General features: G+C 68.4%; 21 protein-coding genes. 7 read left to right on the plus strand and 14 right to left on the minus strand.

What is annotated here, in order from left to right:
• The first annotated feature begins 67 nt into the window (after positions 1-67).
• Positions 68-1645: a polyamine aminopropyltransferase gene (locus tag TR33_RS06000; RefSeq protein WP_014909503.1), complete on the plus strand. Its 1578-nt coding sequence runs from the start codon at positions 68-70 to the stop codon at positions 1643-1645.
• A 352-nt stretch (positions 1646-1997) separates the two neighbouring features.
• Here TR33_RS06000 and TR33_RS06005 read toward each other — a convergent pair whose 3' ends face one another.
• The gene (locus TR33_RS06005; RefSeq protein WP_014912391.1) at positions 1998-2471 is read right to left on the minus strand and encodes a flavodoxin family protein; all 474 of its coding nucleotides are present in this window, start codon (positions 2469-2471) and stop codon (positions 1998-2000) included.
• Positions 2472-2798: 327 nt separating this feature from the next.
• Here TR33_RS06005 and TR33_RS06010 point away from each other — a divergent pair, with 327 nt between their 5' ends.
• The 5 genes from TR33_RS06010 to TR33_RS06030 all read left to right on the plus strand — a co-directional run bounded on the left by TR33_RS06010 (position 2799) and on the right by TR33_RS06030 (position 9040).
• Positions 2799-3494, plus strand: coding sequence for a DUF4352 domain-containing protein (locus TR33_RS06010; RefSeq protein WP_017536233.1), 696 nt, complete (start codon positions 2799-2801; stop codon positions 3492-3494).
• Positions 3495-3921: 427 nt separating this feature from the next.
• Positions 3922-4764, plus strand: a complete 843-nt coding sequence (locus TR33_RS06015) for a nitrilase-related carbon-nitrogen hydrolase (RefSeq protein ID WP_017536234.1) — start codon at positions 3922-3924, stop codon at positions 4762-4764.
• Positions 4765-4768: 4 nt separating this feature from the next.
• Positions 4769-6175: a dihydropyrimidinase gene (gene hydA, locus TR33_RS06020; RefSeq protein ID WP_042282083.1), complete on the plus strand. Its 1407-nt coding sequence runs from the start codon at positions 4769-4771 to the stop codon at positions 6173-6175.
• A 10-nt stretch (positions 6176-6185) separates the two neighbouring features.
• A complete protein-coding gene (locus TR33_RS06025; RefSeq protein WP_042282086.1) occupies positions 6186-7196 on the plus strand; it encodes a TIGR03842 family LLM class F420-dependent oxidoreductase in 1011 nt (336 codons plus the stop codon).
• Positions 7197-7471: 275 nt separating this feature from the next.
• Positions 7472-9040, plus strand: coding sequence for an NCS1 family nucleobase:cation symporter-1 (locus TR33_RS06030; RefSeq protein WP_014912730.1), 1569 nt, complete (start codon positions 7472-7474; stop codon positions 9038-9040).
• Positions 9041-9123: 83 nt separating this feature from the next.
• On the opposite strand, the gene TR33_RS06035 is transcribed toward TR33_RS06030, so the two are convergent.
• From TR33_RS06035 to TR33_RS06070, 8 genes are all read right to left on the minus strand, one after another.
• On the minus strand, positions 9124-9732 hold the full coding sequence (locus TR33_RS06035; protein WP_042282088.1) for a hypothetical protein: 609 nt from the start codon (positions 9730-9732) through the stop codon (positions 9124-9126).
• 11 nt (positions 9733-9743) lie between these two features.
• Positions 9744-12941: a hypothetical protein gene (locus tag TR33_RS06040; RefSeq protein ID WP_042282091.1), complete on the minus strand. Its 3198-nt coding sequence runs from the start codon at positions 12939-12941 to the stop codon at positions 9744-9746.
• Positions 12938-13801: a hypothetical protein gene (locus TR33_RS06045; RefSeq protein ID WP_042282093.1), complete on the minus strand. Its 864-nt coding sequence runs from the start codon at positions 13799-13801 to the stop codon at positions 12938-12940. The genes TR33_RS06040 and TR33_RS06045 overlap by 4 nt, the downstream gene beginning before the upstream one ends.
• Positions 13802-13898: 97 nt before the next feature.
• The gene (locus TR33_RS06050; RefSeq protein ID WP_042282095.1) at positions 13899-16667 is read right to left on the minus strand and encodes a phage tail protein; all 2769 of its coding nucleotides are present in this window, start codon (positions 16665-16667) and stop codon (positions 13899-13901) included.
• 362 nt (positions 16668-17029) lie between these two features.
• On the minus strand, positions 17030-17332 hold the full coding sequence (locus TR33_RS06055; RefSeq protein WP_042282097.1) for a hypothetical protein: 303 nt from the start codon (positions 17330-17332) through the stop codon (positions 17030-17032).
• Positions 17333-17370: 38 nt separating this feature from the next.
• Complete coding sequence (locus TR33_RS06060) at positions 17371-17661, minus strand: Rossmann-fold NAD(P)-binding domain-containing protein (RefSeq protein ID WP_017536243.1); 291 nt, start codon at positions 17659-17661, stop codon at positions 17371-17373.
• Positions 17662-17804: 143 nt separating this feature from the next.
• On the minus strand, positions 17805-18371 hold the full coding sequence (locus TR33_RS06065; RefSeq protein ID WP_041561846.1) for a hypothetical protein: 567 nt from the start codon (positions 18369-18371) through the stop codon (positions 17805-17807).
• A 610-nt stretch (positions 18372-18981) separates the two neighbouring features.
• Positions 18982-19440, minus strand: coding sequence for a helix-turn-helix domain-containing protein (locus TR33_RS06070; protein ID WP_042282100.1), 459 nt, complete (start codon positions 19438-19440; stop codon positions 18982-18984).
• A 206-nt stretch (positions 19441-19646) separates the two neighbouring features.
• Here TR33_RS06070 and TR33_RS06075 point away from each other — a divergent pair, with 206 nt between their 5' ends.
• Positions 19647-20432 carry a hypothetical protein gene (locus TR33_RS06075; RefSeq protein WP_042282102.1) on the plus strand — a complete coding sequence of 262 codons (786 nt, stop codon included), beginning with the start codon at positions 19647-19649 and terminating at the stop codon, positions 20430-20432.
• 51 nt (positions 20433-20483) lie between these two features.
• On the opposite strand, the gene TR33_RS26560 is transcribed toward TR33_RS06075, so the two are convergent.
• The 5 genes from TR33_RS26560 to TR33_RS06095 all read right to left on the minus strand — a co-directional run bounded on the left by TR33_RS26560 (position 20484) and on the right by TR33_RS06095 (position 23354).
• A complete protein-coding gene (locus TR33_RS26560) occupies positions 20484-20711 on the minus strand; it encodes a hypothetical protein (protein ID WP_152473020.1) in 228 nt (75 codons plus the stop codon).
• A 329-nt stretch (positions 20712-21040) separates the two neighbouring features.
• Positions 21041-21313 (minus strand): hypothetical protein, encoded by a 273-nt coding sequence (locus tag TR33_RS06080; RefSeq protein WP_234305765.1) that lies wholly within the window; start codon positions 21311-21313, stop codon positions 21041-21043.
• Positions 21300-21956 (minus strand): hypothetical protein, encoded by a 657-nt coding sequence (locus TR33_RS06085; RefSeq protein WP_042282105.1) that lies wholly within the window; start codon positions 21954-21956, stop codon positions 21300-21302. Before TR33_RS06085 ends, TR33_RS06080 begins: the two co-directional genes overlap by 14 nt.
• A gap of 105 nt (positions 21957-22061) precedes the next feature.
• A complete protein-coding gene (locus tag TR33_RS06090; protein WP_234305794.1) occupies positions 22062-22466 on the minus strand; it encodes a hypothetical protein in 405 nt (134 codons plus the stop codon).
• A gap of 36 nt (positions 22467-22502) precedes the next feature.
• Positions 22503-23354 (minus strand): peptidoglycan recognition protein family protein, encoded by an 852-nt coding sequence (locus tag TR33_RS06095; protein ID WP_042282107.1) that lies wholly within the window; start codon positions 23352-23354, stop codon positions 22503-22505.
• Positions 23355-23477 lie beyond the last annotated feature (123 nt).

The raw sequence follows: 23477 nt of genomic DNA on the forward strand, positions 1-23477 counted from the left end.
CGGGGGTCGAGGTCATGACAGGAACCTCGGCCCCCGTACCCGTGTCCCTTCTCGAGAAAGCAGTACCGTGACCGAGACCCCGGCCCCAGCGAGAACGAGACTTCCGGTGCCGCCGCGCGCGGCCCGGTTCTTCGTACTGCTCGCGGTGTTCATCTGTGCCGCCTGCGGACTGGTGTACGAGTTGGCGCTCGTCGCCATCGGCAGTTACCTGCTCGGCGACACCATCACCCAGGCCTCCGTGGTGCTGTCGGTGATGGTGTTCGCCATGGGTGTGGGTTCGCTGTTGTCCAAGCGCTACCAGAGTCGCCCGGCATTGTCGTTCGCGGTGGTCGAGGGGCTGCTCTCGCTGGTCGGCGGCCTGTCGATCCTCCTGTTGTACGGGTCCTTCGCCTGGTTGTCCGCGTCGGCCTACCAGCCCACGCTGGTGTTGTTGGCGTTCATCATCGGCACGCTGATCGGTATCGAGATCCCGCTGCTGATGACCCTGATCCAGCGCATCCGCAAACAGGAGGCCTCCGAGGCGGTGGCGGACCTGTTCGCCGCCGACTACGTGGGCGGACTCATCGGTGGTCTGGCCTTCCCGTTCCTGTTGCTCCCGCTGTTGGGGCTGCCCAAGGGCGCCCTCATGGTGGGTGTGCTGAACGCGGTGGTCGGTGTGGCGATCGTGTTGTGGCTCTTCCGTTCCGAGCTCACCCGGGTCGCCTATGTGGGGCTGGCCCTGGGGCTCGTCGCCATCGTGACGGTCTTGAGCCTGGCGTACTACTACGCCGAACGCTTCGAGGTGGACGCCCGACAGGCCATGTACCGGGACCCGATCGTCTACGCGGATCGGAGCGAGTACCAGGAGATCGTGGTCACCCAGTCGTTGGACGGTGTGGACACGCGCATGTTCCTCAACGGCGACCTACAGTTCTCCACGCTGGACGAGTACCGGTACCACGAGTCGCTCATCCACCCGGCGATGGCGGGCGCGCACGAGAACGTGCTCGTGTTGGGCGGCGGTGACGGACTGGCCCTGCGCGAGATCCTGCGTTACGAGGACGTCGAGAAGGCGACCCTGGTCGACCTGGACCCGGCCGTGATCGAACTGGCGAGCACCGATCCGGTGATCCGTGAGCTGAACGACGACTCCTTCGAGGATCCGCGCGTGGAGGTGATCAACACCGACGCCTTCCAATGGCTGCGCGACAACACCGACCGTTACGACGTGGTCATCGCCGACCTGCCCGACGGCACCGACGTGGGCACCTCGAAGCTGTACACGGTGGAGTTCTACTCCCTCATCGCGCAGGCGATGGAGGGCGACAGCCGCTTGGTCGTCCAGGCCGGATCGCCGTTCTTCGCCCCCGACGCCTACTGGAGCGTGGGGCGCTCCCTGGAGGAGGCCGGGTTCGGGAGCACCCCCTACAACGTGGACGTCCCCACCTTCGGCAACTGGGGCTTCTATCTGAGCACCCTCGGGCAGGCCCCCGAACTTCGTCTGGCAGAGGACGTCCCCGACCTGCGTTTCCTGGACGAGCCGCTACTGGCGGCCTCTCAGGTGTTCCCGGCCGACCGCCGTGAGGGCGACGTGGAGGAGTCCACTCTGATGCATCCCCGGGTCATCGGCTACCACCAGGACCGGCAGGCCTGGCGGGGCTACTGACCTCGATCTCCCGAACGACGGATCGGCGCCCGTACCGAGGAGGTACGGGCGCCGATCGTGATGAGGCACCGCGCGACCTGACGATCTCGGGCCGGTGAGCGGCCACGCGGTGTTCCGGGGAGGGGTGACGGCCGCGGAAGGGGGCCGGGCCGTCTCGGGAGGGCTCCCTCTCGCTCCAGGACCATCCTGCGGTCCCCCGCCGAGGACGGCCCGACGCCACGCCGCCCTCCTCGTCCCGCTTGGCAACCCTTGACACAGTCTTGCCGATCCGCAATGGAAAGGGAGGCTTTCGAACCCCTCGCGCACGGACGTCCTGTTCCGCGCGTTCGAGCGCCCGCCGTCCCGTACGACCTCACCTCTCTCGACGTTCGGCGTGCTCCACCGCGGCCAGGGCGGTGACCGCGCCCAGTTCCCAACAGGCCTCCCGTGCCTCCGCTCCGGGGCGACCGACGACGGTCACCGGAGGCCGATGCCGTTCCCAGCCCATCCCCTCGGCGATGGTCTCCACCGAACGCACCGCGCCCGAGGTGTCGTTGTCACCGTGGACGTAGAGTGTGTAGGGCATCCCTCGATGGTCGACCTGGACCGTGTAGTACACCGTGTCGAAGAAGTGTTTGAGGGCTCCGGACATGTAGCCGATGTTCGCGGGCGTTCCGAGCACCACCGCGTCCGCCTCCAACAGATCGGTGGGGGTGGCGGCCAGAGCGGCCTTCACCTGCGTTCGCACCCCTTCGATATCGTCGTTTCGGGCACCGTCCAGGACCGCGTCCAGAAGTTCGGCGGTCGCGGGCGAGACCGTGTGGTGAACGATGAGAAGTCGTGCCATGCACCCACAGTAGGCAGTCGTTCCTCTCGGAACCGATCCGGCTCGGGTCGCGTCTCAACAGTGGCGTACGACCTCACGTTCTGGAGGTCCTCCGACACGAGTCCCCCTCCGTTCGACAGCAACCTTGGAAGAAAGCCAGGCACCTCCATGAGTCAGCCTCCCTACAACGGACCCCACCAGGGACCGCCTCCCGGCGGCATGACCCCGCACGGCGGTCAGCCCCCCATGGGTCCTCCGCCCGGTGGGCCTTACGGAGGCATGCCGCCCGGCGGTCCTCCGCCCGGGGGAATGCCGCCCGGTGGACCTCCCGGAGACCCCTATGGAGGGATGCCGCCCGGCGACCCCTACGGTGGCCCTCCGCCCGGAGGCCCCTACGGCCCTCCTCCTCCCGGCAAGAAGAAGACCTCGCCGTGGCTGTGGGTCGGCCTGGGCTGTGGCGGCCTCTTCGTGATCGGTGTGGTGCTGGTCGTCCTCCTCGTCTTCGTCTTCGGCAACACCGACAGGAACGAGGGCGACGGTGGCGGCGGCGATACCGGCGGCACCAGTGACGGCGGTGGGAACAGCGGGGGCGGCGGCAGCTCGGCCGCGGGCGACACCAGCACCGGCCTGGGCAACGCGGAGCGGTCCAACCCCGACCTCCCCGGTTTCAACGAGCCCGTCGAACACGAGGACATCCGTTACACCGTCACCGACATCGAGACGGGTGTCACCGACGTCGCCGGTATCACCCCGTCCGGCCAGTTCGTCGTCGTGACCCTCGAGGTGGAGTCGCTGGACTCCCTCGCCTTCTTCTTCTGGCGTGACGAGCAGCACCTGTACACCTACTCCGGTGAGGCCATCGAGGAGCACTACGAGGCCACCGGCTCCTACGACGGTGAGCCCATGAGCGTCGACCTGGAGGTGGGCGAGCCCGTCGAGGTCTCCATCGTGTTCGACGTGGACGACCCCTCGGAGATCTCCACCATGGGCCTGAGCGGCGAGACCTACGGCGGCAACGAGGTCGAGGTCGACATGACCGGCTGATCCGGTCCCGTCGTCGGGTCCGATGGGCACGGCACGGTCGAAGCGGCGGGCGCCCGGTGATCCGGACGCCCGCCGCCGTCGTATCCGGGTGAGGGACGTCCCTCTGTCTCTTCCCGAGCGGGATCCCGCACTGTGCGGTCGCACGAAATCCTCGGCCCCCGATCCCTCGAAACCTGTCCCTTCCCCCGAAGCCCGGCACCCCCTCAGGCACACGAGGCACCCTCGTGAACGCAGGCCCCATCGAGCGGCCCGTTCACTCCCCCGGGCGGGGAATGTCGAACGTTGACCCGCCCCACGGGCTTGTTTAGTGTGCGGTCCCTACCGTGCCGTCCCGATCGCACACCGACGCGATCAGGCCGTACGCGGGTGCGCGAGCGTCCCTCGCGGCCCCGCGACGTGGCGGCGCTCAACGAGGAGCGAGGGAACCATGCCGCACACCGTCCGGGCCGCACTCGTCCAGACCGAGTGGACCGGGGACACCGAATCCATGCTGGACGTCCACGAGAGATACGCGCGGGAGGCCGCCGCGCGAGGGGCCGGGATCATCGGCTTCCAAGAGGTCTTCAACGCCCCCTACTTCTGCCAGGTCCAGGACCCCGAACACCATCGTTGGGCCGAGGCGGTGCCCGACGGCCCCACCGTCACCCGCTTCCAGGCCCTGGCCCGGGAGCTGAACATGGTGATGGTGCTCCCCGTCTTCGAGATCGAACAGCCGGGCCTCCACTACAACACCGCCGCCGTCATCGACGCCGACGGCCGCTATCTCGGCAAGTACCGCAAGCACCACATCCCCCAGGTCGAGGGGTTCTGGGAGAAGTACTACTTCCGCCCCGGCAACCTCGGCTGGCCGGTGTTCGACACGGCGGTCGGCCGGATCGGCGTCTACATCTGCTACGACCGCCACTTCCCCGAGGGCTGGCGGGCGCTCGGTCTGGCCGGAGCGCAACTGGTCTACAACCCGTCGGCCACCCACCGGGGTCTGTCCTCCTACCTGTGGAGGCTCGAACAGCCCGCGGCCGCGGTCGCCAACGCCTACTACGTCGCGGCCATCAACCGGGTCGGTCGTGAGGAGTACGGCGACAACGACTTCTACGGCACCAGCTACTTCGTGGACCCGCGCGGACGCTTCGTCGGGGACGTCGCCTCCGACACCGAGGCCGAACTGGTCGTGCGTGACCTCGACCTGACCATGATCGACGAGGTCCGACGGCAGTGGGCGTTCTACCGCGACCGTCGACCCGACGCCTACGGGCCGCTGGTGGAGGGGTAGGAACATGGCACGCACCCTCATCACCGGCGGGCTGGTCGTCACCGCGGCCGAGGAACTGGAGGCCGACGTCCTCATCGAGGGCGAGAAGGTCGCCGCCCTGGCCCTCCGCGGCAGCGACACCGCGCGCACCTGGGCCGAGAGCGACGCCGAGATCATCGACGCCGCCGACCACTACGTCGTCCCGGGCGGGGTCGACGGCCACACCCACATGGAGATGCCCTTCGGCGGCACCCACTCCTCCGACACCTTCGAGACCGGGACCCGCGCCGCCGCCTGGGGCGGGACCACCACGATCGTCGACTTCGCCATCCAGCGCCAGGGCGAATCCGTACGGGCCGGAGTGGAGGCGTGGGCGGCCAAGGCCGAGGGGAAGTGCGCGATCGACTACGCCTTCCACGCGATCCTGTCCGACGTCGACGATTCCTCCCTCAAGGAGATGGACACCCTCGTAGAGGAGGGCATCACCTCGTTCAAGCTGTTCATGGCCTATCCGGGTGTGTTCTACAGCGACGACGGTCGGATCCTGCGCGCGATGCAGCGCGGCGCCGCCAACGGCGCCCTGACCATGGTGCACGCCGAGAACGGCATCGCGATCGACGTCCTGGTCGAGCAGGCCCTGGCCGAGGGGAGGACGGATCCGCGTCACCACGGCGAGGTCCGCAAGGCCCTGTTGGAGTCGGAGGCCACCCACCGCGCCATCCAGCTCGCCCGGGTGGCGGGCGCTCCGCTGTACGTGGTGCACGTGTCGGCGGGCGAGGCGGTGGAGGAGATCGCCAGGGCCAGGGACAAGGGCCTCAACGTGTTCGGGGAGACCTGCCCGCAGTACCTGTTCCTGTCCACGGACGACCTGGCCGGGCCGGGGTTCGAGGGTGCCAAGTACGTGTGCTCGACCCCGTTGCGTCCCCGGGAGCATCAGGAGCACCTGTGGAGGGCGCTGCGCACCGACGACCTCTCCGTGGTCTCCACCGACCACTGCCCGTTCTGTTTCACCGGGCAGAAGGATCTGGGGCTGGGCGACTTCTCCAGGATCCCGAACGGCATGCCGGGGGTGGAGCACCGGATGGACCTGCTGCACCAGGCGGTGGTCGAAGGGCGGATCGGCCGGCGCAGGTGGATCGAACTGGCCTGCGCCACGCCCGCCCGCATGTTCGGGATGTATCCGCGGAAGGGGACCGTGGCTCCGGGTGCCGACGCCGACCTGGTCGTCTACGATCCGCGGGCCGAACAGACCATCTCCGCCCGGACCCACCACATGAACGTGGACTACTCCGCCTACGAGGGCCGCGACGTCACCGGCCGGGCCCGGACCGTGCTCTCCCGGGGCCGCGTGATCGTGGACCGGGGTACCTACCTGGGCCGCCCGGGCCACGGTTCCTACGTGCGCAGGGACACCTGCGGCCATCTGATCTAGAGGAGGACACATGGACATCGGACTGGTCCTCCAGACCGACCCGCCCGCGGACCTGTTGGTGGAGAGGATGGTGCGCGCCGAGGGCCACGGGTTCACGCACGGCTGGACCTTCGACTCCGTGGTGCTGTGGCAGGAGCCCTTCGTCGTCTACGGCCGGATCCTGGAGCGGACCCGGAACCTGGTCGTGGGCCCCATGGTGACCAACCCGTCGACCCGGGCCTGGGAGGTGACGGCGTCGCTGTTCGCCACTCTCAACGACATGTACGGGAACCGGACGATCTGCGGGATCGGCCGGGGCGACTCGGCGATGCGGGTGGCCGGACGTTCGCCCGCCACCCTGGCCCGACTGTCCGAGGCGATGACGGCGATCAAGGATCTCGCCGAGGGGCGGGAGGCCGTCGTCGACGGTTCGCCGATGCGCATCCCCTGGGTGCGCGACGGCTCCCTGCCGGTGTGGACGGGGGCCTATGGGCCCAAGGCCCTGGCGTTGACCGGGCGTCGGGCGGACGGGTTCATCCTCCAGCTCGCCGACCCGTATCTGACCGAGTGGATGGTCGCGGCCGTACGGTCGGCCGCGATCGAGGCCGGGCGCGATCCGAACGAGGTGCGGATATGCGTGGCGGCGCCCGCCTACGTCACGGACGGTTCCGCCGAACAGCGCGCCCATGCCCGGGACCAGTGCCGCTGGTTCGGCGGCATGGTCGGCAACCACGTCGCCGACCTGGTCTCCCGCTATGGGGACCACTCGGGCGCCGTGCCTTCGGAGCTGACCGATTACATCAAGGCCCGAGAGGGCTACGACTACAGCCACCACGGCCGGGTCGACAACCCCGACACGGCCTTCGTCCCCGACGCCATCGTGGACCGGTTCTGCCTGATCGGGACCGTGGAGGAGCATCGGGAGAAACTGGCGCGGCTGCGCGAGGCGGGCGTGGACCAGTTCGCGATCTACGCGATGCACGACGACATCGACGGGGTGATCGACGCCTACGGTCGGGAGATCGTTCCGACCCTGTCCTGAGGGTCGCGATCCCATCGAGCGGGGCGTGTCCCGCCGCCCACCTGCTCGAACACCGCGGTCGACATGCCGCGTCGAGGGCCGGCCTCCGCCCGGATCGGGGGCCGGCCCTCGGCGTGCCGCCTCCCACCGTCGTCCGCACCCCGGTGACGTGCGAAGATATCCGATGGCCTGCACCTTTCGACGGATATGTCGAGCTTGTGAACAGGCCGTTCCGGCACGGGCCCGATAGCGCACCCGTGCCCTCTCCGACGTCACCACCGAAACACAGGTAACCCGTGTCCGAAGCACCACCCGCGCCCACGCCGACGGCGGCCCGGCAGATCATCCACCCCGACGGTCGGGTCTCGCTCCCCGAGGGCGCTCCGCTGCCCGCGGGTCCCTATGTCAACGACGACCTCCAGCCGGTCCCGATATCCAAGCGCACCTGGGGCGTGGGCAGCTTCACCGCCCTGTGGGTGAGCATGTCCGTCCAGATCCCCGCCTGGACCCTGGCCAGCGGCCTCATCGCGGTCGGCATGGACTGGCGCCAGGCGATCCTGACCATCGCCCTGGGCAACCTGATCGTGCTGGTGCCCATGGTCCTGACCGGCCACGCCGGAGCCAGGTACGGGATCCCCTTCCCCGTGTTCGCGCGCGCCTCCTTCGGTCTGCGCGGGGCCAACCTGCCCGCCCTCATCCGCGGGGCCGTCGCCTGCGGCTGGTACGGCATCCAGACCTGGGTCGGCGGACAGGGCGTCCACATCCTCGCCGGGCGCATGCTCGGCGAGCGGTGGAGCGACGCGACGGTGGTCGGCGGACAGCCGTGGACGATGTGGCTCTCCTTCGGTCTCTTCTGGGTGATCCAGCTGGCGATCATCCTGTGGGGCATGGAGGGCGTGCGCCGGGTCCAGGTGTGGGCCGCGCCCCTGATGCTGGTGGGCGGCGTCGCGCTCCTGGTGTGGATGGTCCGTGAGGCGGGTGGCCTCGGCCCGCTGCTGGCGGTCAACTCCGACCTCGGCTGGGGCGCGGACTTCTGGAAGCTCTTCTTCCCCTCGCTGATGGCGATCATCGGCTTCTGGTCGACGCTGAGCCTCAACATCAGCGACTTCACCCGCTTCTCCTCCTCCCAGAGGGCCCAGGTGGTGGGCCAGTCGTTGGGTCTGCCGACGACCATGGCGGCCTTCGCCCTGCTCGCGGTCATGGTCACCGCGGGGACCCAGGCCGTCTACGGGGCCCCGCTGTGGGATCCGGTGGAGATCGTCGCCCAGATGTCCAGCGGTCTCGCCCTGCTGTTCGCCATCTTCATCCTGCTGCTGGCCACGGTGTCGACCAACATCGCCGCCAACCTGGTGGGGCCGGCCTACGACCTGGCCAACCTGCGACCGAAGCTGATCGGCTTCCGGACCGGCGCGGTGATCACCTGCGTGATCAGCGTCGGGATCTTCCCCTGGCGGCTGATCGCCGACCCGAACATGTACATCTTCACCTGGCTGGGCACCGTCGGCGGCCTGCTCGGCACCGTGGGAGGCATCCTGATCGCGGACTACTGGCTGCTGCGCCGCGCCCGCATGGACCTGCCCTCGCTCTACAGCCGTGACGGCCGCTACTGGTACACCGGCGGCTGGAACTGGCGGGCGCTGGTCGCGTTCGTGGTCGGCACCGTCCTGGCCGTGGGAGGGTCGAACTCCCCCGAGGGCCAGGGCCCCTTCCCCACCGACGGCCTCATCCCGTTCCTGGCGCCCCTGGCCGACTACGGCTGGCTGGTGGGCCTGTTCAGCGCTCTCCTCCTGCACTGGGCCCTGGGCCGCTTCCTCCCCGACCCCCGTCAACGCGCGGCCGAGGAGGACTCACCGACCGCGGCCTGACCGGACACGAGAACGAGGGGGTGTGGGACGCCCGAACGGCGCCCCACACCCCCTTCACTTACCGCAGGTCGGCCGACGTACGCTCACTCCGATTCCGGTCCCCCGCTCTCCGGGGACGGGCCCACGAAGGACATCGCCGTCATCATGCGGTAGTCCTCGATCTCCTTCGAGTGCCGGCGCACGATCTCACAGATCCGCTCCCTCACCTCGGGTGAGGGACGGAGGGCGAACGGCTCCTCCTCGGGCTCCTCCGACATCGCGGCCCGGACGGCACCGATTCCCAGTCCGAGGCGGTCCAGGGCCTCTCTGCGCACGTCCTCCAACCGCCGCCGTCGGTCCTCGGAGACCAGGCCGACGGCCAGGACCGTCTGCGCCCCGGCCGTCTGTCGGTTCAGGTCCCCTCCGGCGTACAGGGCGTACGCCTCCATCCGCACCACCTCTCCGTACGCCTCGTGCAGACTCTCGTAGATCTCGTCGGCGGCCTCGGGTTCGCGCGCGAGCTCGGTGAGGACGTCCAGCGTCTCCTCCGGTTCCGTCAGTCCGAACAGCTCCATCCGGTCCGCCAACGCCTGGAGCGGGAGTTCGTGGATCCACCCCTCACCGTCCGGCCCGGGTTCGCTCCGGAGCGAGAAGCAGGGACCCGTGCCGGCCTGCTCCGTGAACTCCACCTCGGTGTACTCGGTCGGTTCCATGGCCACGCTCCTCACGCTCCGCTCACATCGCTATCGACCCATACCGCCAGATACTGCAATCGGTGTGCCCGTGCCGTCTCCTCCAGGAGCCGGGTCCTCACGTAGGAGGTGCCTCTCCCCTGAGAGACCACGGTCGCGTTGACGTCACGCCCCCAGGTGTTGGCCCCATGGCCGCTGACCATCATCAATCTGCCTCCGTTGGGAGCGGCCTGCGCGTAGGTCAGAGTCCAATGGGTCGACAGGTAATCGCTCTGACTGGTGCGCGCGTAACCGAACATGTCCCGGCTCTGGGTTCCTCCGGACAGACGCCCACGTAGCATCAGACTCCACTGCTCGAAGGTCACTCCTATGCCGGTGTAGGACCCGTGCACGTAGCTCAGTGCTCCCCCCGCGTTGGCGGAGCGGAGGACCAGGTCGCTACGGCCCGACTGGTTGGTGGTCACCTCCCTGCCGGTGATGATGAACGCGCCTGGTTCGTAACCCTGGGACGCCACCCCCAACGCCTGAATCGTCGGTTGGAGACCGAAGGCGGAGTTCCCGGTGTGGAAACGGAGCCCTGGACGACCGTTGTGCACCCCTCGCTCCATCAGAACGTGGTTCTCGTTGCTCCCACCGGCCTGGACCCGACCGTTGAAGTAGGCGTTACCGGAGGCGGACGACATGTCGACCACCGTGGTCCCGTCGGTCGCCAGCAGCCTGATCCCGTTCCGGTCGGCCACCCAGCGGCGGCCCGAGGCTGCGCTGCGGACCGTCGCCCCGGTGATGACCTGGCCGTCGATGGCGCCGGCCGCGACGGTGCCCGCCGTCACCGCTCCGGCGGCGATGTGGCCCGCCTCCACCGCGCCCACGTCGATCTTGTCGGCGGTGATGGAGTTGGCCGCGATGTGCCCCGCCTTGATGGTCTCGGGGTACAGGTCGGTGTCGACCAGGGGCGTGGTGGCGATCCGGGCCTCCTCGCCCGGCTCCGAGCGGTTGCCCGAGCGGTCGACCGTGGTCAGCCGGAAGTAGCGGGGCTCGTGGTAGGGCTGGCCGGGAACCACGAGCTCGGCCGGACCGGACTCCAGCGACCCGATCGGGCGCCAGTCGCCCCCTTCGGGGCCGTGGACCCGACCGATACGGATACCGTCCCCGTCGACACTGATCCCCATATGGGTGGCGATATGAGGGCCCGACGGATTGAGGTTCCCGTCCGCGGCGAGCACCCCGTCCACCCAGATCCGGCGCCGCCAGCCCTCGACCCGGATCCGGAGGATATGAGCACCGGAGCCGACCTCGGGAATGTATTCACTGCTGTAACCGCGGTTCAGTTCCCTGTTGAACCGCACCCATAGACGGACCGATCTCTCCGGCCCCTCCTCCGGGGCGATGACCTCCACCGTGTACTCCTGGTCCAGAACGCCCAGGTCCCGGAGGACCAGAGCGTAGGCGTCGGAGGGGGAACCCAGCGTCCCGTCCCGTACCCACATCTCGCCGTGGACGACCTCCCATGGGTCGGTCGGGGGGCCGTCCACCTCCCATTCCTCGCTCCAGGTGTGCCCGTCGCGCATCTCGACCTCGGTGTGCAGGAAGTCGGGCGGCATCACCTCACCGTCCGCCCCTCGTCCATCCCAGCCGACGTTGATCACGCCCAGTCGTGTGGACAGTTCCGGAGCCGGGGGCACGGGCGGCGGTTCGGCGTCGGAGGCGACGGTCAGCGACACGACACCGCCGAAGGCGCCGGCGAGGTTGTTGTGCTCGCCGACGGCGCGCACCTTGAAGGCGAGATCGGCACCGACCTCCAACCCGGACAGGTGCACCGTCGTGTCGGGATGGTCGATCGAGACGACCCGGCTCCACACCGCGCCGACCGTATTCGGCCGGCTGTAGACCTGGTAGAAGCCCACGTCCATCGCGGTACCGTTGCTCGCCGAATCCACCGGGGCCCATTGGAGGCTCACCTGGCCGCGTGCCGCGCCGTCGGAGTCGAGATAGGCGTTGGTCTGGGCGACGAGCCCCTGCGGGGCCGCCGGACGGCGACGATCGTTGCCCTCGGGGGCGGGGACGGAACCCGAACCGCCGTTGGCGACACTGCCGCCGGTCAGGGCGGCGGTGCGGCGGGCGCGGCGGATCTCCGCTTCGAGGAAGCGGTCGTTGAGGACGACGTTGCCCCCGAGCGTGCCCTCCTGGTCCCGGGACAGGGTGATCTGACGCAGCCGCAGCGGCTTCATCGTCCCGTCCCCACCGGGGGCGAGGACCAGGTCGCCGGGGGCGTAGTCCCGCCAGGGCAGCCATCGGGCGCCGAGGAACACCAGGCCCCGGGTGACCTGGACCCTCTCCCTCGCGCCTCGTTCCAGGGCGGCGCCGGCCAGGAGCCGCGCGGTGCCCTCGTCGGTCACGCCGCCCTGGGTGAGGTACTCCTCCCACCGGCCCCACGGGGTCTCGGCGTCGGGGTTGGCCAGCTCCAACCGGAACCCCTCGTCCCCCTCCAGAAGGAGGTGGGAGACGACGTCCTCCAGGCTCCCGTCCTCGGGAGCGTCGGTGATGTCCCGCCCCAGCCTCAGGTCGACGGGGGCCTCGCCGGAGGCCCGGTCGGTCGCCATGACCGTCTCCGGACCGAACAGGCGCAGGGTGCGCCCCTCGAACCTCCAGTCGCACACCCCTTGTTCGGCCAGACCGTTGAGGACGGCCAGCAGGTCGGTGCCCAGGTCGTACTCCAGGGTGAGCAGGGTCCCCCAAGGGCGGCCCGCCGAGTCCCTCGCCGTGTCGAAGTCGACCTCCAGACCGGGCAGGGCCCCGCGACCGGCGCCCTCGTTGGTCCAGGTGCGCACGATCGTGCCCACCGTCGCGGCGGCGAAGGTGCGCTTGCCGTCGGTGGCCGAGCCCCCGGCGGTCGGGTAGAGCCGGAGCTTGCGCAGCTGCCAGCCGTAGCCGGGCAGGTCGTAGGAGCGTTTCGCGGTCCGGTCGGTGAGGTTCCCGGAGCGTTTGATCCGCAGGAAGCGGGAGTCGGGTCCCTCCCGCCACTCCCCCGTGGCGGGGTCGTACATCTGGACGGCGATCTCGCAGGGGGATTCGAGGAACTCCGCGCCCGGGGCATGGGCCGTGTAGTCGATCCGCAACGAGGGCAGGTCGTTGTACGGCTGGCCGAGCTCGATGCCGAGCGGGTGTGGCAGCGGGCCCAGCCGGGGCCCGTTGGGTTCGTAGGCGATGAGCCTGATGTCGAACTCGTTCACAGGAAGGCCCTCCTCGCGTGGATGTCGATACGGGAGCCGTCACCGGAGTCGGCCGCCTCCAGACGCACGCGGGGTACACGTCGGTACGGGTCGTCGGCGACCCTCTCCGGGGTCAGGTGCAACCAGCGGGAGGCGGAACCGGGGCCGAAGGCGGTGACCGAGCCGGTGACGTCCCGCCCTTCGGGGAGCACGCGCGCGGTCATCCGTTCGCAGTCCACCTCCAGCGCCTGGTTCGCGGTCAAGGTGCCGTCCCAGCGGAACCCGCCGCCGGTGGCCACGTCCGTGACCTCCGGGCGGGCCAGCGGCCCGGACAGGACCAGACGGGCGTCGACGATCGGGGCGGTGGATCCGCTCAGGGCGTCGACCGCCACCCCCTCCGGAGGGGACTCGGTTCCCATGGGGGCCTCCCAGGAGGAGGCGTCCGGGTCACGCCAATAGACGCCGGGGACACGGAACAGAACGGTGAGCAGCGCGGTGGCCGAGGCGACGTTCACCTCGGGTTCCGCCGCGGTGACCACTTCGGCGTCGGCCTGACGCACGGTGTCGGCGTCGACGTGGAAGCGCAGGTCCAGCATCCGGTGACGGGCACCGAACAGCGAGGTGAGCGCGGCCAGGTTCTCCTCCAGGCCGGCGAAGCCACCGGGAGATCCGTCCGGGGTCCGGGGCCCCACCCACAGGGTCATGCCGAGGGTGGTGGCCTCCAGGTCCAGGCCGGTCACCGGCAGGTCGCCGGCCCTCCCGGGGACCTGGACCTCGGCGGTGCGGACCGCGGGCAGGGGGCGTAGGGCGGTTCCGGGTGCCAGACGCCATCCGGGGGCGTCGAGGTGCACGCCGTCCACCGTATAGGTGGGGTACGGCATCGTTGATCAGCTCCGTTCGTGTGGGTGTTCCGGGATGCTCGGGGCCGGCCGCCCGGTGGTCCCGGGCGGCCGGCGTCGCGTGGCCGAGGACGGCGGGTCAGACCAGCCCGACGGCCGCCGCGTACTGGAGGGAGCGGTTGACCGTCGCGCTGGTCGGTTCGGCCTGGGGATAGTGGTTGACCACCTGGATCCGGGGGCCGCCCTCTCGGGAGGCGACCTGGGAGGCGTGGCGCCTGACCTCCAGGGAGGGAGGGACGAGTCGGGTGGAGATCTCGCCGGTCACGTCCCCCAGTTGCCCTCGCAGGTCGGGGAGCCTGTCGTCGATACCGCCCATGAGGCCGTCCATGATCATGCGGCCGGCCGGGGTGAGCAGCCTGCGGTCGACCCGGCGCGGGCCCTTCCAGTCCGGGATCATGTTCGTGACGCTGGAGAACTGGTTCTTGAGCGAGCCGATCATGTTCTTCACGCCGTCGATCAGACCGGTGATGATGTTCCGGCCGGCCTGCAACAGGATGGTCTTGGCGTTGGAGAACGCCTCCCTGACCTTGGTCGGGATGCCCCTGATGGTGGTCATCAGCCCGTCGATCCGTTCCCGCACCCGGTCGCGCATGGTGGAGAAGGCCTCGACGGCCCGGTCCCGGGCCCCGGTGAAGGTGCTCACGACACGCTCGCGGATCGCCTCCACGATCTGCACGAGACGGTCGCGCAGGCCGGTGACGACCTCGGCCACCCGCTCGCGGATCGCGGTGAAGATCTCGACCGCCCGATCGCGCAGGCCGGTGACGATCTCCACGATCCGTTCCCGGATCGCCGTGAAGATCTCCTGGGCCCGGTCGCGGACCGCGGTGAAGATCTCCACCACCCGGTCCCGGAACCCCGTCACCCGTTCCACGACCCACTGGACCGCCGCTCCCACCAGGGCGAGTATGGTGTCCCACGCCGCGGAGATCAGGTCGGTGATCCAGGTCCAGGCGGCGGACACCGCCTCGGTGATCGAGGTCCAGATCCCGGACAGGAACTCGGCGATCGTCTGCGCCACCGAGGTGATCTTCTCGACGATGCCGTCCCAGACCTCGCCGGTCTTCTGCACCAGCCAGTCCCAGGCCTCGCCGATGAACGCCTTGATCTCGTCCCAGTAGGTGAAGAGGATGACGAACGGGTGATGGGCGATGATCGCCTTGATCCATTCCCAGGCGGTCTCGATCAGACCCACGAGACCGTCCCAGAACTCCTGGGCCTTCTCCTTCAGCGCCTCCCACATCCCGGGGAGGGTCTCGGTGAAGAACGACATGACGTCCTCGGCGATCTCCTTGACGAAGGAGAACACCGCGTCCACGATCTCCCGGAACGTCTCGGAGTTGTTGTAGGCGTAGATCAACCCGGCCGCCAGGGCCGCCAACGCCGTGACGATCAGCCCCAGCGGGTTGGCGCGCATCACCGTGTTCAACACCCGTTGAGCGGCGGCCAGGCCCTTCTTGCCCACCTCGGCGACCTTGCTCGCCGCACCGGCCAGGGTGAGGTTACGGGAGAAACCCGAAGCACTGGTTCCCGCGGACCGGAAGCCGGACGCCAGATCGCGCAGAGCGTCCGTCCCCGCCGAGAAACCCTTGGACACCACCGGACCGGCCGAGTCCACCAGTTTCCCCGCGAGGGCCCGACCGATCTGCTCACCCGCGTCGGGGAGTGTGGCCGAGAGAGTGTCGGCGACCTGGGAACCGAACCGCTGCACCGCGGGCGGCATGTTCGACAGGCCGGAGTCGATCATCTCCCCGGCGCGTGAGGCCAGGAGTTCACCGCCCTGTCGACCGGCGTCGGCGGCCCCTTCGGTGATCTTGTCGGTCAACATCCTCCCGGCCCGCGCGCCGAGGTCGTCGACGATGTCGGGCAGGGCGTCCAGTCCGTCACCGATCAGGCTCATGGCCGTGTCACCGAGCTTTCCGCCCAGCTCACGGCCGCTGCTCAGCCCGATCGAGGGCATCTTGCCCTGGAACAGATCACCGGCGGCCGAGGCCAGTCCGTCGACGATGTCGGGAACACGCCCCACCCCGTCCTCGATCAAAGAGACCGCCCCATCGGCCACCTTCGAACCGAGTCTGCGCCCGGCCTCCTCTCCGTAACCGGGCAGGGTCTCGCTCAAGAACGACCCCGCCCGCTGCCCGAGCTGTTGGACCGCCGGGGGCATCCCCGACAGCCCCTCCTCGATCAGTTGGTTGGCGCCATCGGCCAACCGGGTACCCAACTCACGTCCCGCGTCGGCACCCGCCCGCGGCAGCCTCTCCTTGATCTGCTCCCCGGCACGATCACCCAAAGCCCCGACCACACCGGGCAGATGCTCCAGACCGGTATCGATCAGATCCGACGCCGCACCGGTCAAACGCTCACCCACGTCACGCCCCGCGGCCGCGGCCGCGTTCGGAAGCGTGGTGGTGAGGAGGTTCCCCGCCTGGTCCGCCGCGGCCGAGACCGCGTTCGGAAGCGTGGACGTGAGGAACGCCCCCGCCTGATCGGCGGCGCTGTTCGCGAGGCCGGGCAGTTCGTCGAAGACGCTCCGCATCCGTGGGGAGACCCCGTTGACGAGGGTCGATCCGAGCTCCTGGCCGATGGCCTCACCGGCCCCCACGATCGAGGAACTCAGCCTCGATCCGACCTGGTCGCCGAACCGCTGTACAGCCGGTGGCGCTCCGGACAGGGCCGAGGAGATCTTCCCCGAGACGGCGTCCGCGAATTGGGTGCTCACCTCGTTCCCCGCCTGACGGCCGACGGCCGGCAGGGTCGCCAGGTCCTTCTCCACTTCCTTCCTGATCTGGTCCCCGATGCTCTGTAGCTCGGAACCCAGGTCGACACGCACGGTGATGGCACCGGACATGGTTCACCTCTTCTTCTCTGTAGACACGGGTGGGGCCCTGTGACCGGGAAGAAGACGGAAACGACGCGGGTCCTCGACACGCCGGCCCGAGGGCCGGGGCGGTCACCGGGCCCTGAGGCGTCCATGAGCGGACACGATGGCGTCGAACCGGGGGAACAGGGCCCCGGAAACACGAAGACCCGGCTCTCGGCCGGGTCGAACACACCTGTGGCGGTGTCGATGACCACGTCATCGGACGCGGTACCGCCGCAGGACCCTTCCTCTTCGGACCTCCTCGTACACCTCGTCCGGGGATCGTCCCGGGGGACGGAGGAAGGGGGTGCGGGGCGCTCCACGGCGCTCCGCACCCCCTTCACGTGACGTCAGTCGGCCAACTCCGCACGTCTGAGTTCGGCCCTGCGTACGGCCTCGGCGAGCCTGGTCCTCTTCTCCTCCTCGGCCCGTCGTACACGGGGGTCGGCCGGATGCGGCTGTCCCGTGGTCGCGTGCACCATGTCGGCCATCAGATAGTGGGAGAGCGTCCAGCCCTCCCCGCCCAGAGCCACCGCGACCGCCGAGTCGTCGGGCAGGTGGCGGATCAGGACCGCCAGACGCCGCAGGCTGAGCCGGCCCCGCCACAGGTCGGCCAACTCCAGCCGGTAGTAACGGGCGAGATCGGCCTCCACCGCACCGGAATGTTCCCGGAGAAGGCGGAGGAGGCGACCTATTCCCCCGGGGACTCGAACCCGTAGACGCCGGCGATCTGCTCGGCCAGGGTGTTCAGATCACCCAGGGTGGCGCCCTCCTCCTTCAAACGGGCCCACTGCTCAGGGCCCAGCAGGCTGCGCAGAGCGGCGACGATACGGCCCTCCTCGAAACCCTCCAGGGCACCGAGGGGCCAGGCGTCGGAGGAGGCGGGGACGGAGTAGTCGGCCCCCCGTAGGGAGAGGGTCTTGGCCTCCCCGGTGTCCGTGGCCTCGTCCCGTACGGCGGTCATGGCGTTGTTCTCGGTCATGTCGCGGTTCCTCGCTTCGTATGTCGGTCGTTCTTCGTGCGCGGTCCGTTCCTCGGGGTGGGAGGTCGGGCCGGAGGAACCGCGCGAACCCCGGCCCGACCTGTCATCGGGAACGTCGACGCCGAGGGGGCGTCGACGTTCGGTCACTCACCGTCGCCGGAACGGGCGCGTCCCTTGTAGGTGTAGAACAGGGTCGGCTCATCACCCTCGGTCGGATAGATCGCCACCGTGATCTCACGCTTGGCCAACTCCGTGGCGTTCTCCGTGGACTCACCACGCTCCGCCACCTGCGCATAGTTCGCGGACACCGTCCGCTTCACCAGATCACCCGTACGAGTCTCGAACGCGATCTTGAACCGCGCCTGAAGATCCGGAACCCGAATCTCACCCTCGTAACCACCATCACCAGAGAAATCAACACCATGACCCGGATACATCAGGTCATAAACCGTCTTGTTGTCCTCGAACGGCAGGAACTTACGCGTCACCTTGAAATTGTTATGAGTCGAAGCCACCAGCACACCACCCCAGGCGTACAGATCCTCCGACTCCACCTCCACCGTCTCGGTGAAACCCTCCTCACCATCCAGAAGCCCCACCTGCTCCCACTCAGGACCGAACGGACGACCCCCCTCGGGAATCACCGCGTCCACAGGAGCGATGAACACATCCGCGTACGCCCACACACTCGCATTACTCGCATTGCCCATGGGAAACTACCTTTCTCAGGTTTCCTTTTGGAGTCCCGGCACCCGAAGTACGGGTGTTCCGGGAGGGATGGCGACAGACCATGGATTCCGGAACGCGCTCTCGATCCCCGCCTCATCGGGATAGACCGGCTTCACCTGCGATGATGCAGGGAAGGACACCCCTTCCTCGCTATACCGCGGAGGGAGGCGAGGGTTCGTCGAACACCCTCTCTCGGTGATTCCGATGTCGTCCCCTCGATTCGAGGGCATGACCTTTCAGGGGCCGCCGCTTTTGGCGCACCCCTTGACGAGAGGTCGTTTCGATCGTTCGTAGGGAGATCGATCGGAAAAAAGAGAAGCACGACCCCCCGAAGGGATCGTGCTCGGAGTTCAGGGATTTCTCACGAAACCCCGAAGAGGTTCGGCGACTCGGCCTCATCACCCCGACAGGGGGCGCCGTGCCGCGAAGAGTTCCGGAAAGCAGAAAACCCGGCACTCGGGCCGGGTTCGGACATGGGTATGTCGCTGCGCTAAATCGTGCCACGCGATCCGGGCTCCACGCAAGCCCTCTCTGGAAAAAATATCGATTTCCTGTTCCATCCCAGGTCAGAACGGTTCATCGGGACGATGTTCATCCTTCGAGTTGGACGCGGGCCATCTCCACGACCTTGTGGAGCTCCTTCTCCACCTGGGCCCGGGAGCGTCCGTCCCTGACCACCAATCGGGCGGAGAAGGGGTTCCCCCCGATGGTGCGGGTGAGCTCGTAGCAGGTCGCGTCGCCCTCGATCCACCAGGTCAGACCTTCGTCGGTACCCCCACCCCGCGAATCGCGTTCCGCCTCCTCCGGTTCCTCCCCTCGAAGGACGCTCTGGATGGACCCATGGCCCCAGCCGAGGGCCTCCTCGAGATTCCGGGCGGTGAGGTCCCGAGGGACACTGCGTCCCCGTCGGATGTCCCGGAGGGCCTGACCCGAGAGGCCCGTGCGATCGGCCACGTCGCGCCATCGCATGCCCAGGGACAGACGCCGCTCGTCCATGGCGCGATCGAGGAGGTCATAACGAAGAGAGGGTGACGAGAGTTCCTTCGACATGCTCACAACCATAAGCGAGACCATGCCAAATTAAGGCTTACCTGCCCAAACTTGCCCCTTAGCGGACACCCGCAACTCCAGACTTCAGCACACACAACCCTTGGATACTGGTCGTTCTCCGATCCCGATCGAGCAACTTCCCCCCTTGAAACTTTGCCAAAGTTTGCATAAGTTGCTCTTGCTTGCCCCCAGCCGATCGGAGAACCGTGAACATCCCCTGCCTCGTACCCACCTGCGTCAACACGATCGTGGACGACGCCCAGGTCTGCGCCGGATGCGCGAGCCGCCTGACCTCGGCCCTGCGCTCGGTCCACGACGGACCCGAGGGGCCGGGCCTGGCCTCCGACCTGGAGGTGTCGCTCTCACGCCGTCATCGAACGGGACCGGGGAACATGGGGAGGAGATCCACTGAGGCGCCCCTCCCCTATGACGCGCGTTCGGCCGAGGCCCTCGCCGTGCTGCGCAACACCTTGACGACCTGGTGTCGCCTGCTCCACGAGGAGATCGGCGGGCGCCTGCCCGAGGACACACCGAGCGCCATGGCCGCCTGGCTGTCCCGATTCACCGATTGGCTCCGCCGCTCCGACTTCGGCGCCGAATGCGTCGACGAGATCATCGCCGCCGTCGAGCAGGCGGAGCGGGCGATCGACCTGCCCGAGAAACGCGTCCTCGCCGGCCTGTGCCCGGGATGCGGCCTTCCCTGCTACGCCCGACACGACGCCTCACGGGCCCGCTGCGGCTCCTGCGAGACCGAACTGTCCGTGCGGGAGGGACGTGAGCGCCTCTTCCGCACCGCGGAGGGGCACCTGCTCACCGCCGCCGAGGCCGCACGCGCCCTCGGCCTCCTCGGACACGAGGTCACCGCGGCGGCGATCCGGGGCCTGGCCCGACGCGGGCGACTCCACCCCGGTGGGACCGGATCCGCCGGCCGCCCCCTGTACACCCTGGGGGACGTCCTGGAGGCGTGCCTCGACTCGGAGGACGCCGCCTGAACGGAGACCTCACGAGAGACCACCCCTTCTCGCCGAGGCCCCACTCGACCGTCACCGGGGGAACGGCGTGACGGCCCCTCGCTCCGTCGCCAGCCACACGCGCAGACGCGTCAGGGTCCTCTCCCCGAGGAGCAGCTCCGCGTCCGCGAGGATCACCGCGTCGGGGACGTCGCGCCTGACCAGCACCATGGTCCCTCCGGGTCCGGTCACCGCGGCCAGAGAGCTGCGCAGTTGTGCAGAGGTACAGGCGCGAAAGACCACCCGTGTCTCTTCGAACACGCCACTACCCACTGCCATTGGTGTGAGTCCCCCGATCCATGCCGTCAACGAGCCGTCCAAAGATGATCACTGATCGCCGATCGCGCGCAAGAGCCGAACATGAGAATCAGGCCCATAATCAACACATTCGTGGGTGGACATGTTCGATTCAGCCATAATGACCTGCCATTTTATTCTCCTCTTACTTTACTGGCCACATGCGGACACGATCTCGTGCAAACCATGTTGACACTTGACATGATGTGACCTCTTGAACATAATTCGCCGACACACGAAAGGGTGCCCGGACCAGCCTTGACGGCCGATCCGGGCACCCTCTTCGGCGTTCCTCAACCGAGCAACGCGGAGAGCACCGCGCCGAGTCCCGCGAGAGCGGCACTGAACCCGGTCAACGGCAGCGCGTACCGCCAACGCTCCAAGGCGTCGAGTCGAGACCTGAACTCCTCGTGCTCACGCTCCAACACCGTGAGACGGGTGAGGGCGTGACGCACGTCGGCCTGGGTCTCCCGCGTGGCGTCGTAGACGTCACGGGCGGTCACCACCGCCGAGAACGGGTTCGTACCGCTCCCCTCGGGGCTGCCCGGCCTTCTACTCACCGTCACCCCCGTCCTCCTCCCCGGGGCCGTTCTCCCCGTCCTCCTCCCCGGGGTCCCCGGGGCCGTTCTCCTCTTCCTCTTCCTCCCCGCCGTCGTCGGGACGGACCTGCCCCTTGTAGGTGTAGAACAGGGTCGGCTCATCACCCTCGGTCGGATAGATCGCCACCGTGATCTCACGCTTGGCCAACTCCGTGGCGTTCTCCGTGGACTCACCACGCTCCGCCACCTGCGCATAGTTCGCGGACACCGTCCGCTTCACCAGATCACCCGTACGAGTCTCGAACGCGATCTTGAACCGCGCCTGAAGATCCGGAACCCGAATCTCACCCTCGTAACCACCATCACCAGAGAAATCAACACCATGACCCGGATACATCAGGTCATAAACCGTCTTGTTGTCCTCGAACGGCAGGAACTTACGCGTCACCTTGAAATTGTTATGAGTCGAAGCCACCAGCACACCACCCCAGGCGTACAGATCCTCCGACTCCACCTCCACCGTCTCGGTGAAACCCTCCTCACCATCCAGAAGCCCCACCTGCTCCCACTCAGGACCGAACGGACGACCCCCCTCGGGAATCACCGCGTCCACAGGAGCGATGAACACATCCGCGTACGCCCACACACTCGCATTACTCGCATTACCCATGAGTATCCACCTTTTTTGAATTCGTTCTTCTTCTCTTATGAGAAAACCCGGGGTTTTCACCCCGGGCGCATGGACGGCCCTTCAGGGCCTTTTCGGAAGGGACGCTCACACCACCCCGGTGGGACGCTGGGTCACCAGCACCGTGAAGGTGGCGTGGGGTTCGGGGACCTCCGGGTCGAACCCGGCGACGACCCCGTCGACCTGACGCACCGACACGATGGCGGCGTCGCCGGCGTGTTCGAGCAGGGCGGCGTGGGCCAGATGGGCCAGGGTCTTGGCGTCGTCACGGTCATCGGCCCAGGCCGAGACGCGCACCAGGGCCTGCTGGGTGATCGGATGGTTCCCGCCCGATTCCTCGCAGCGCACGGTCAGTTCGGGTTCCTCTCCCGGTTCCCTGGACGGAAAGGACTCGGTGACCACGGGGGTCCCCGCCCATTCCGAAGGGAAGTCGGGCAGCCGCTCGCGAAGATGGTCGGCGACCAGATCCTCGACGTCGCGGAAGGGTTGCACGATCAACGTCGGTTCTCCTCTCTTGTTCTCCCGTCCTCAGGTGACGGGTGCGTGGAAGGCCTCGTCCCAGGTCTCGCGGCCGATCAGACCATCGACGGTCAGCCCCTGGGAACGCTGGAAGGCCCGTGCCAGGGCCCGGTACTCGGGGCCGTAGACCCCGTCGTTGCCGTGCCGGGCCAGATGGGTACGGCCGCGGCCCACCGACCACCCCCGTCGTCCGAGCTGGGTGGCCCACTCCCGGAGCCACTCGCGGTCGGTCCGTCCGCGGAAGGTGCGCCGAAAGGCACCGGACACGCTCTGGTCCGGGCCGGAGGCGGGGCCGAAGTAGTGGCCCGCGGGCAGGGGAAAGTCGAACCGCGGACCGGGGAGCGTCCCCGCGCCGGGGCTCGGGGCCGGCGCGCCTCCGCCGCCCCCTCCATCGCCCACGGGCATTCCGGCACGGACCCACGCGCGAAGGTCCGATCCCGGGCACTCGGTCGAGTTGCCGGACAGACCCCCGTGCCAGGTTCTGGCCAGGGTTCGACCGGAACGCCGGCAGGCCTCGTCGTAGAGACTCCGGATGGAGGCCTTCGCGGCCGGTGTGGCGTCGCCGTCCCGGCCGATGAAACAGACCCCGATATGGCTGGTGTTGTGCGGGGCGGCGTGGGCCCCGGCCACCGTCCATCCGCGTCCCTCGTAAACGGTGCCGGAACGGTCGACGAGGAAGTTGTAGCCGATGTCGGCCCAACCGTTCCCGCCCATATGGAAGTCCTGGATCCGACGCGGGGTCTGGGAGGCCGGGCCGGCCGAATAGTGCACGGTGAAACCGGTACGTCTGCTCCAGGCGACCGTGGTCCTGCCGCGCGGGGACCGTGCTCCCCACGCCGATCTGGAAACGGGTGAAGACATTCTTCGAAGCACTCCTCTCACGCCGGGCACGCCGAAGGGGCGCCGCACGGCGTCGAACAGGTGGGAGGGAAAAGGGGGCGACCTCTCGGAGATGTCACGAGAGGGCCCGGGCAACAAAAAAAC

Source organism: Nocardiopsis alba (genome assembly GCF_000710955.1).
GTDB lineage: Bacteria > Actinomycetota > Actinomycetes > Streptosporangiales > Streptosporangiaceae > Nocardiopsis > Nocardiopsis alba.

Coding starts and splice junctions, on each gene's coding strand:
- TR33_RS06005 (WP_014912391.1), bottom strand. CDS start 2,471: ATGGCACGACTTCTCATCGTTCACCACACGGTCTCGCCCGCGACCGCC.
- TR33_RS06010 (WP_017536233.1), top strand. CDS start 2,799: ATGCCGCCCGGCGACCCCTACGGTGGCCCTCCGCCCGGAGGCCCCTAC.
- TR33_RS06015 (WP_017536234.1), top strand. CDS start 3,922: ATGCCGCACACCGTCCGGGCCGCACTCGTCCAGACCGAGTGGACCGGG.
- hydA (WP_042282083.1), top strand. CDS start 4,769: ATGGCACGCACCCTCATCACCGGCGGGCTGGTCGTCACCGCGGCCGAG.
- TR33_RS06025 (WP_042282086.1), top strand. CDS start 6,186: ATGGACATCGGACTGGTCCTCCAGACCGACCCGCCCGCGGACCTGTTG.
- TR33_RS06035 (WP_042282088.1), bottom strand. CDS start 9,732: ATGGAACCGACCGAGTACACCGAGGTGGAGTTCACGGAGCAGGCCGGC.
- TR33_RS06045 (WP_042282093.1), bottom strand. CDS start 13,801: ATGCCGTACCCCACCTATACGGTGGACGGCGTGCACCTCGACGCCCCC.
- TR33_RS06050 (WP_042282095.1), bottom strand. CDS start 16,667: ATGTCCGGTGCCATCACCGTGCGTGTCGACCTGGGTTCCGAGCTACAG.
- TR33_RS06060 (WP_017536243.1), bottom strand. CDS start 17,661: ATGACCGAGAACAACGCCATGACCGCCGTACGGGACGAGGCCACGGAC.
- TR33_RS06065 (WP_041561846.1), bottom strand. CDS start 18,371: ATGGGCAATGCGAGTAATGCGAGTGTGTGGGCGTACGCGGATGTGTTC.
- TR33_RS06070 (WP_042282100.1), bottom strand. CDS start 19,440: ATGTCGAAGGAACTCTCGTCACCCTCTCTTCGTTATGACCTCCTCGAT.
- TR33_RS06085 (WP_042282105.1), bottom strand. CDS start 21,956: ATGGGTAATGCGAGTAATGCGAGTGTGTGGGCGTACGCGGATGTGTTC.
- TR33_RS06095 (WP_042282107.1), bottom strand. CDS start 23,354: ATGTCTTCACCCGTTTCCAGATCGGCGTGGGGAGCACGGTCCCCGCGC.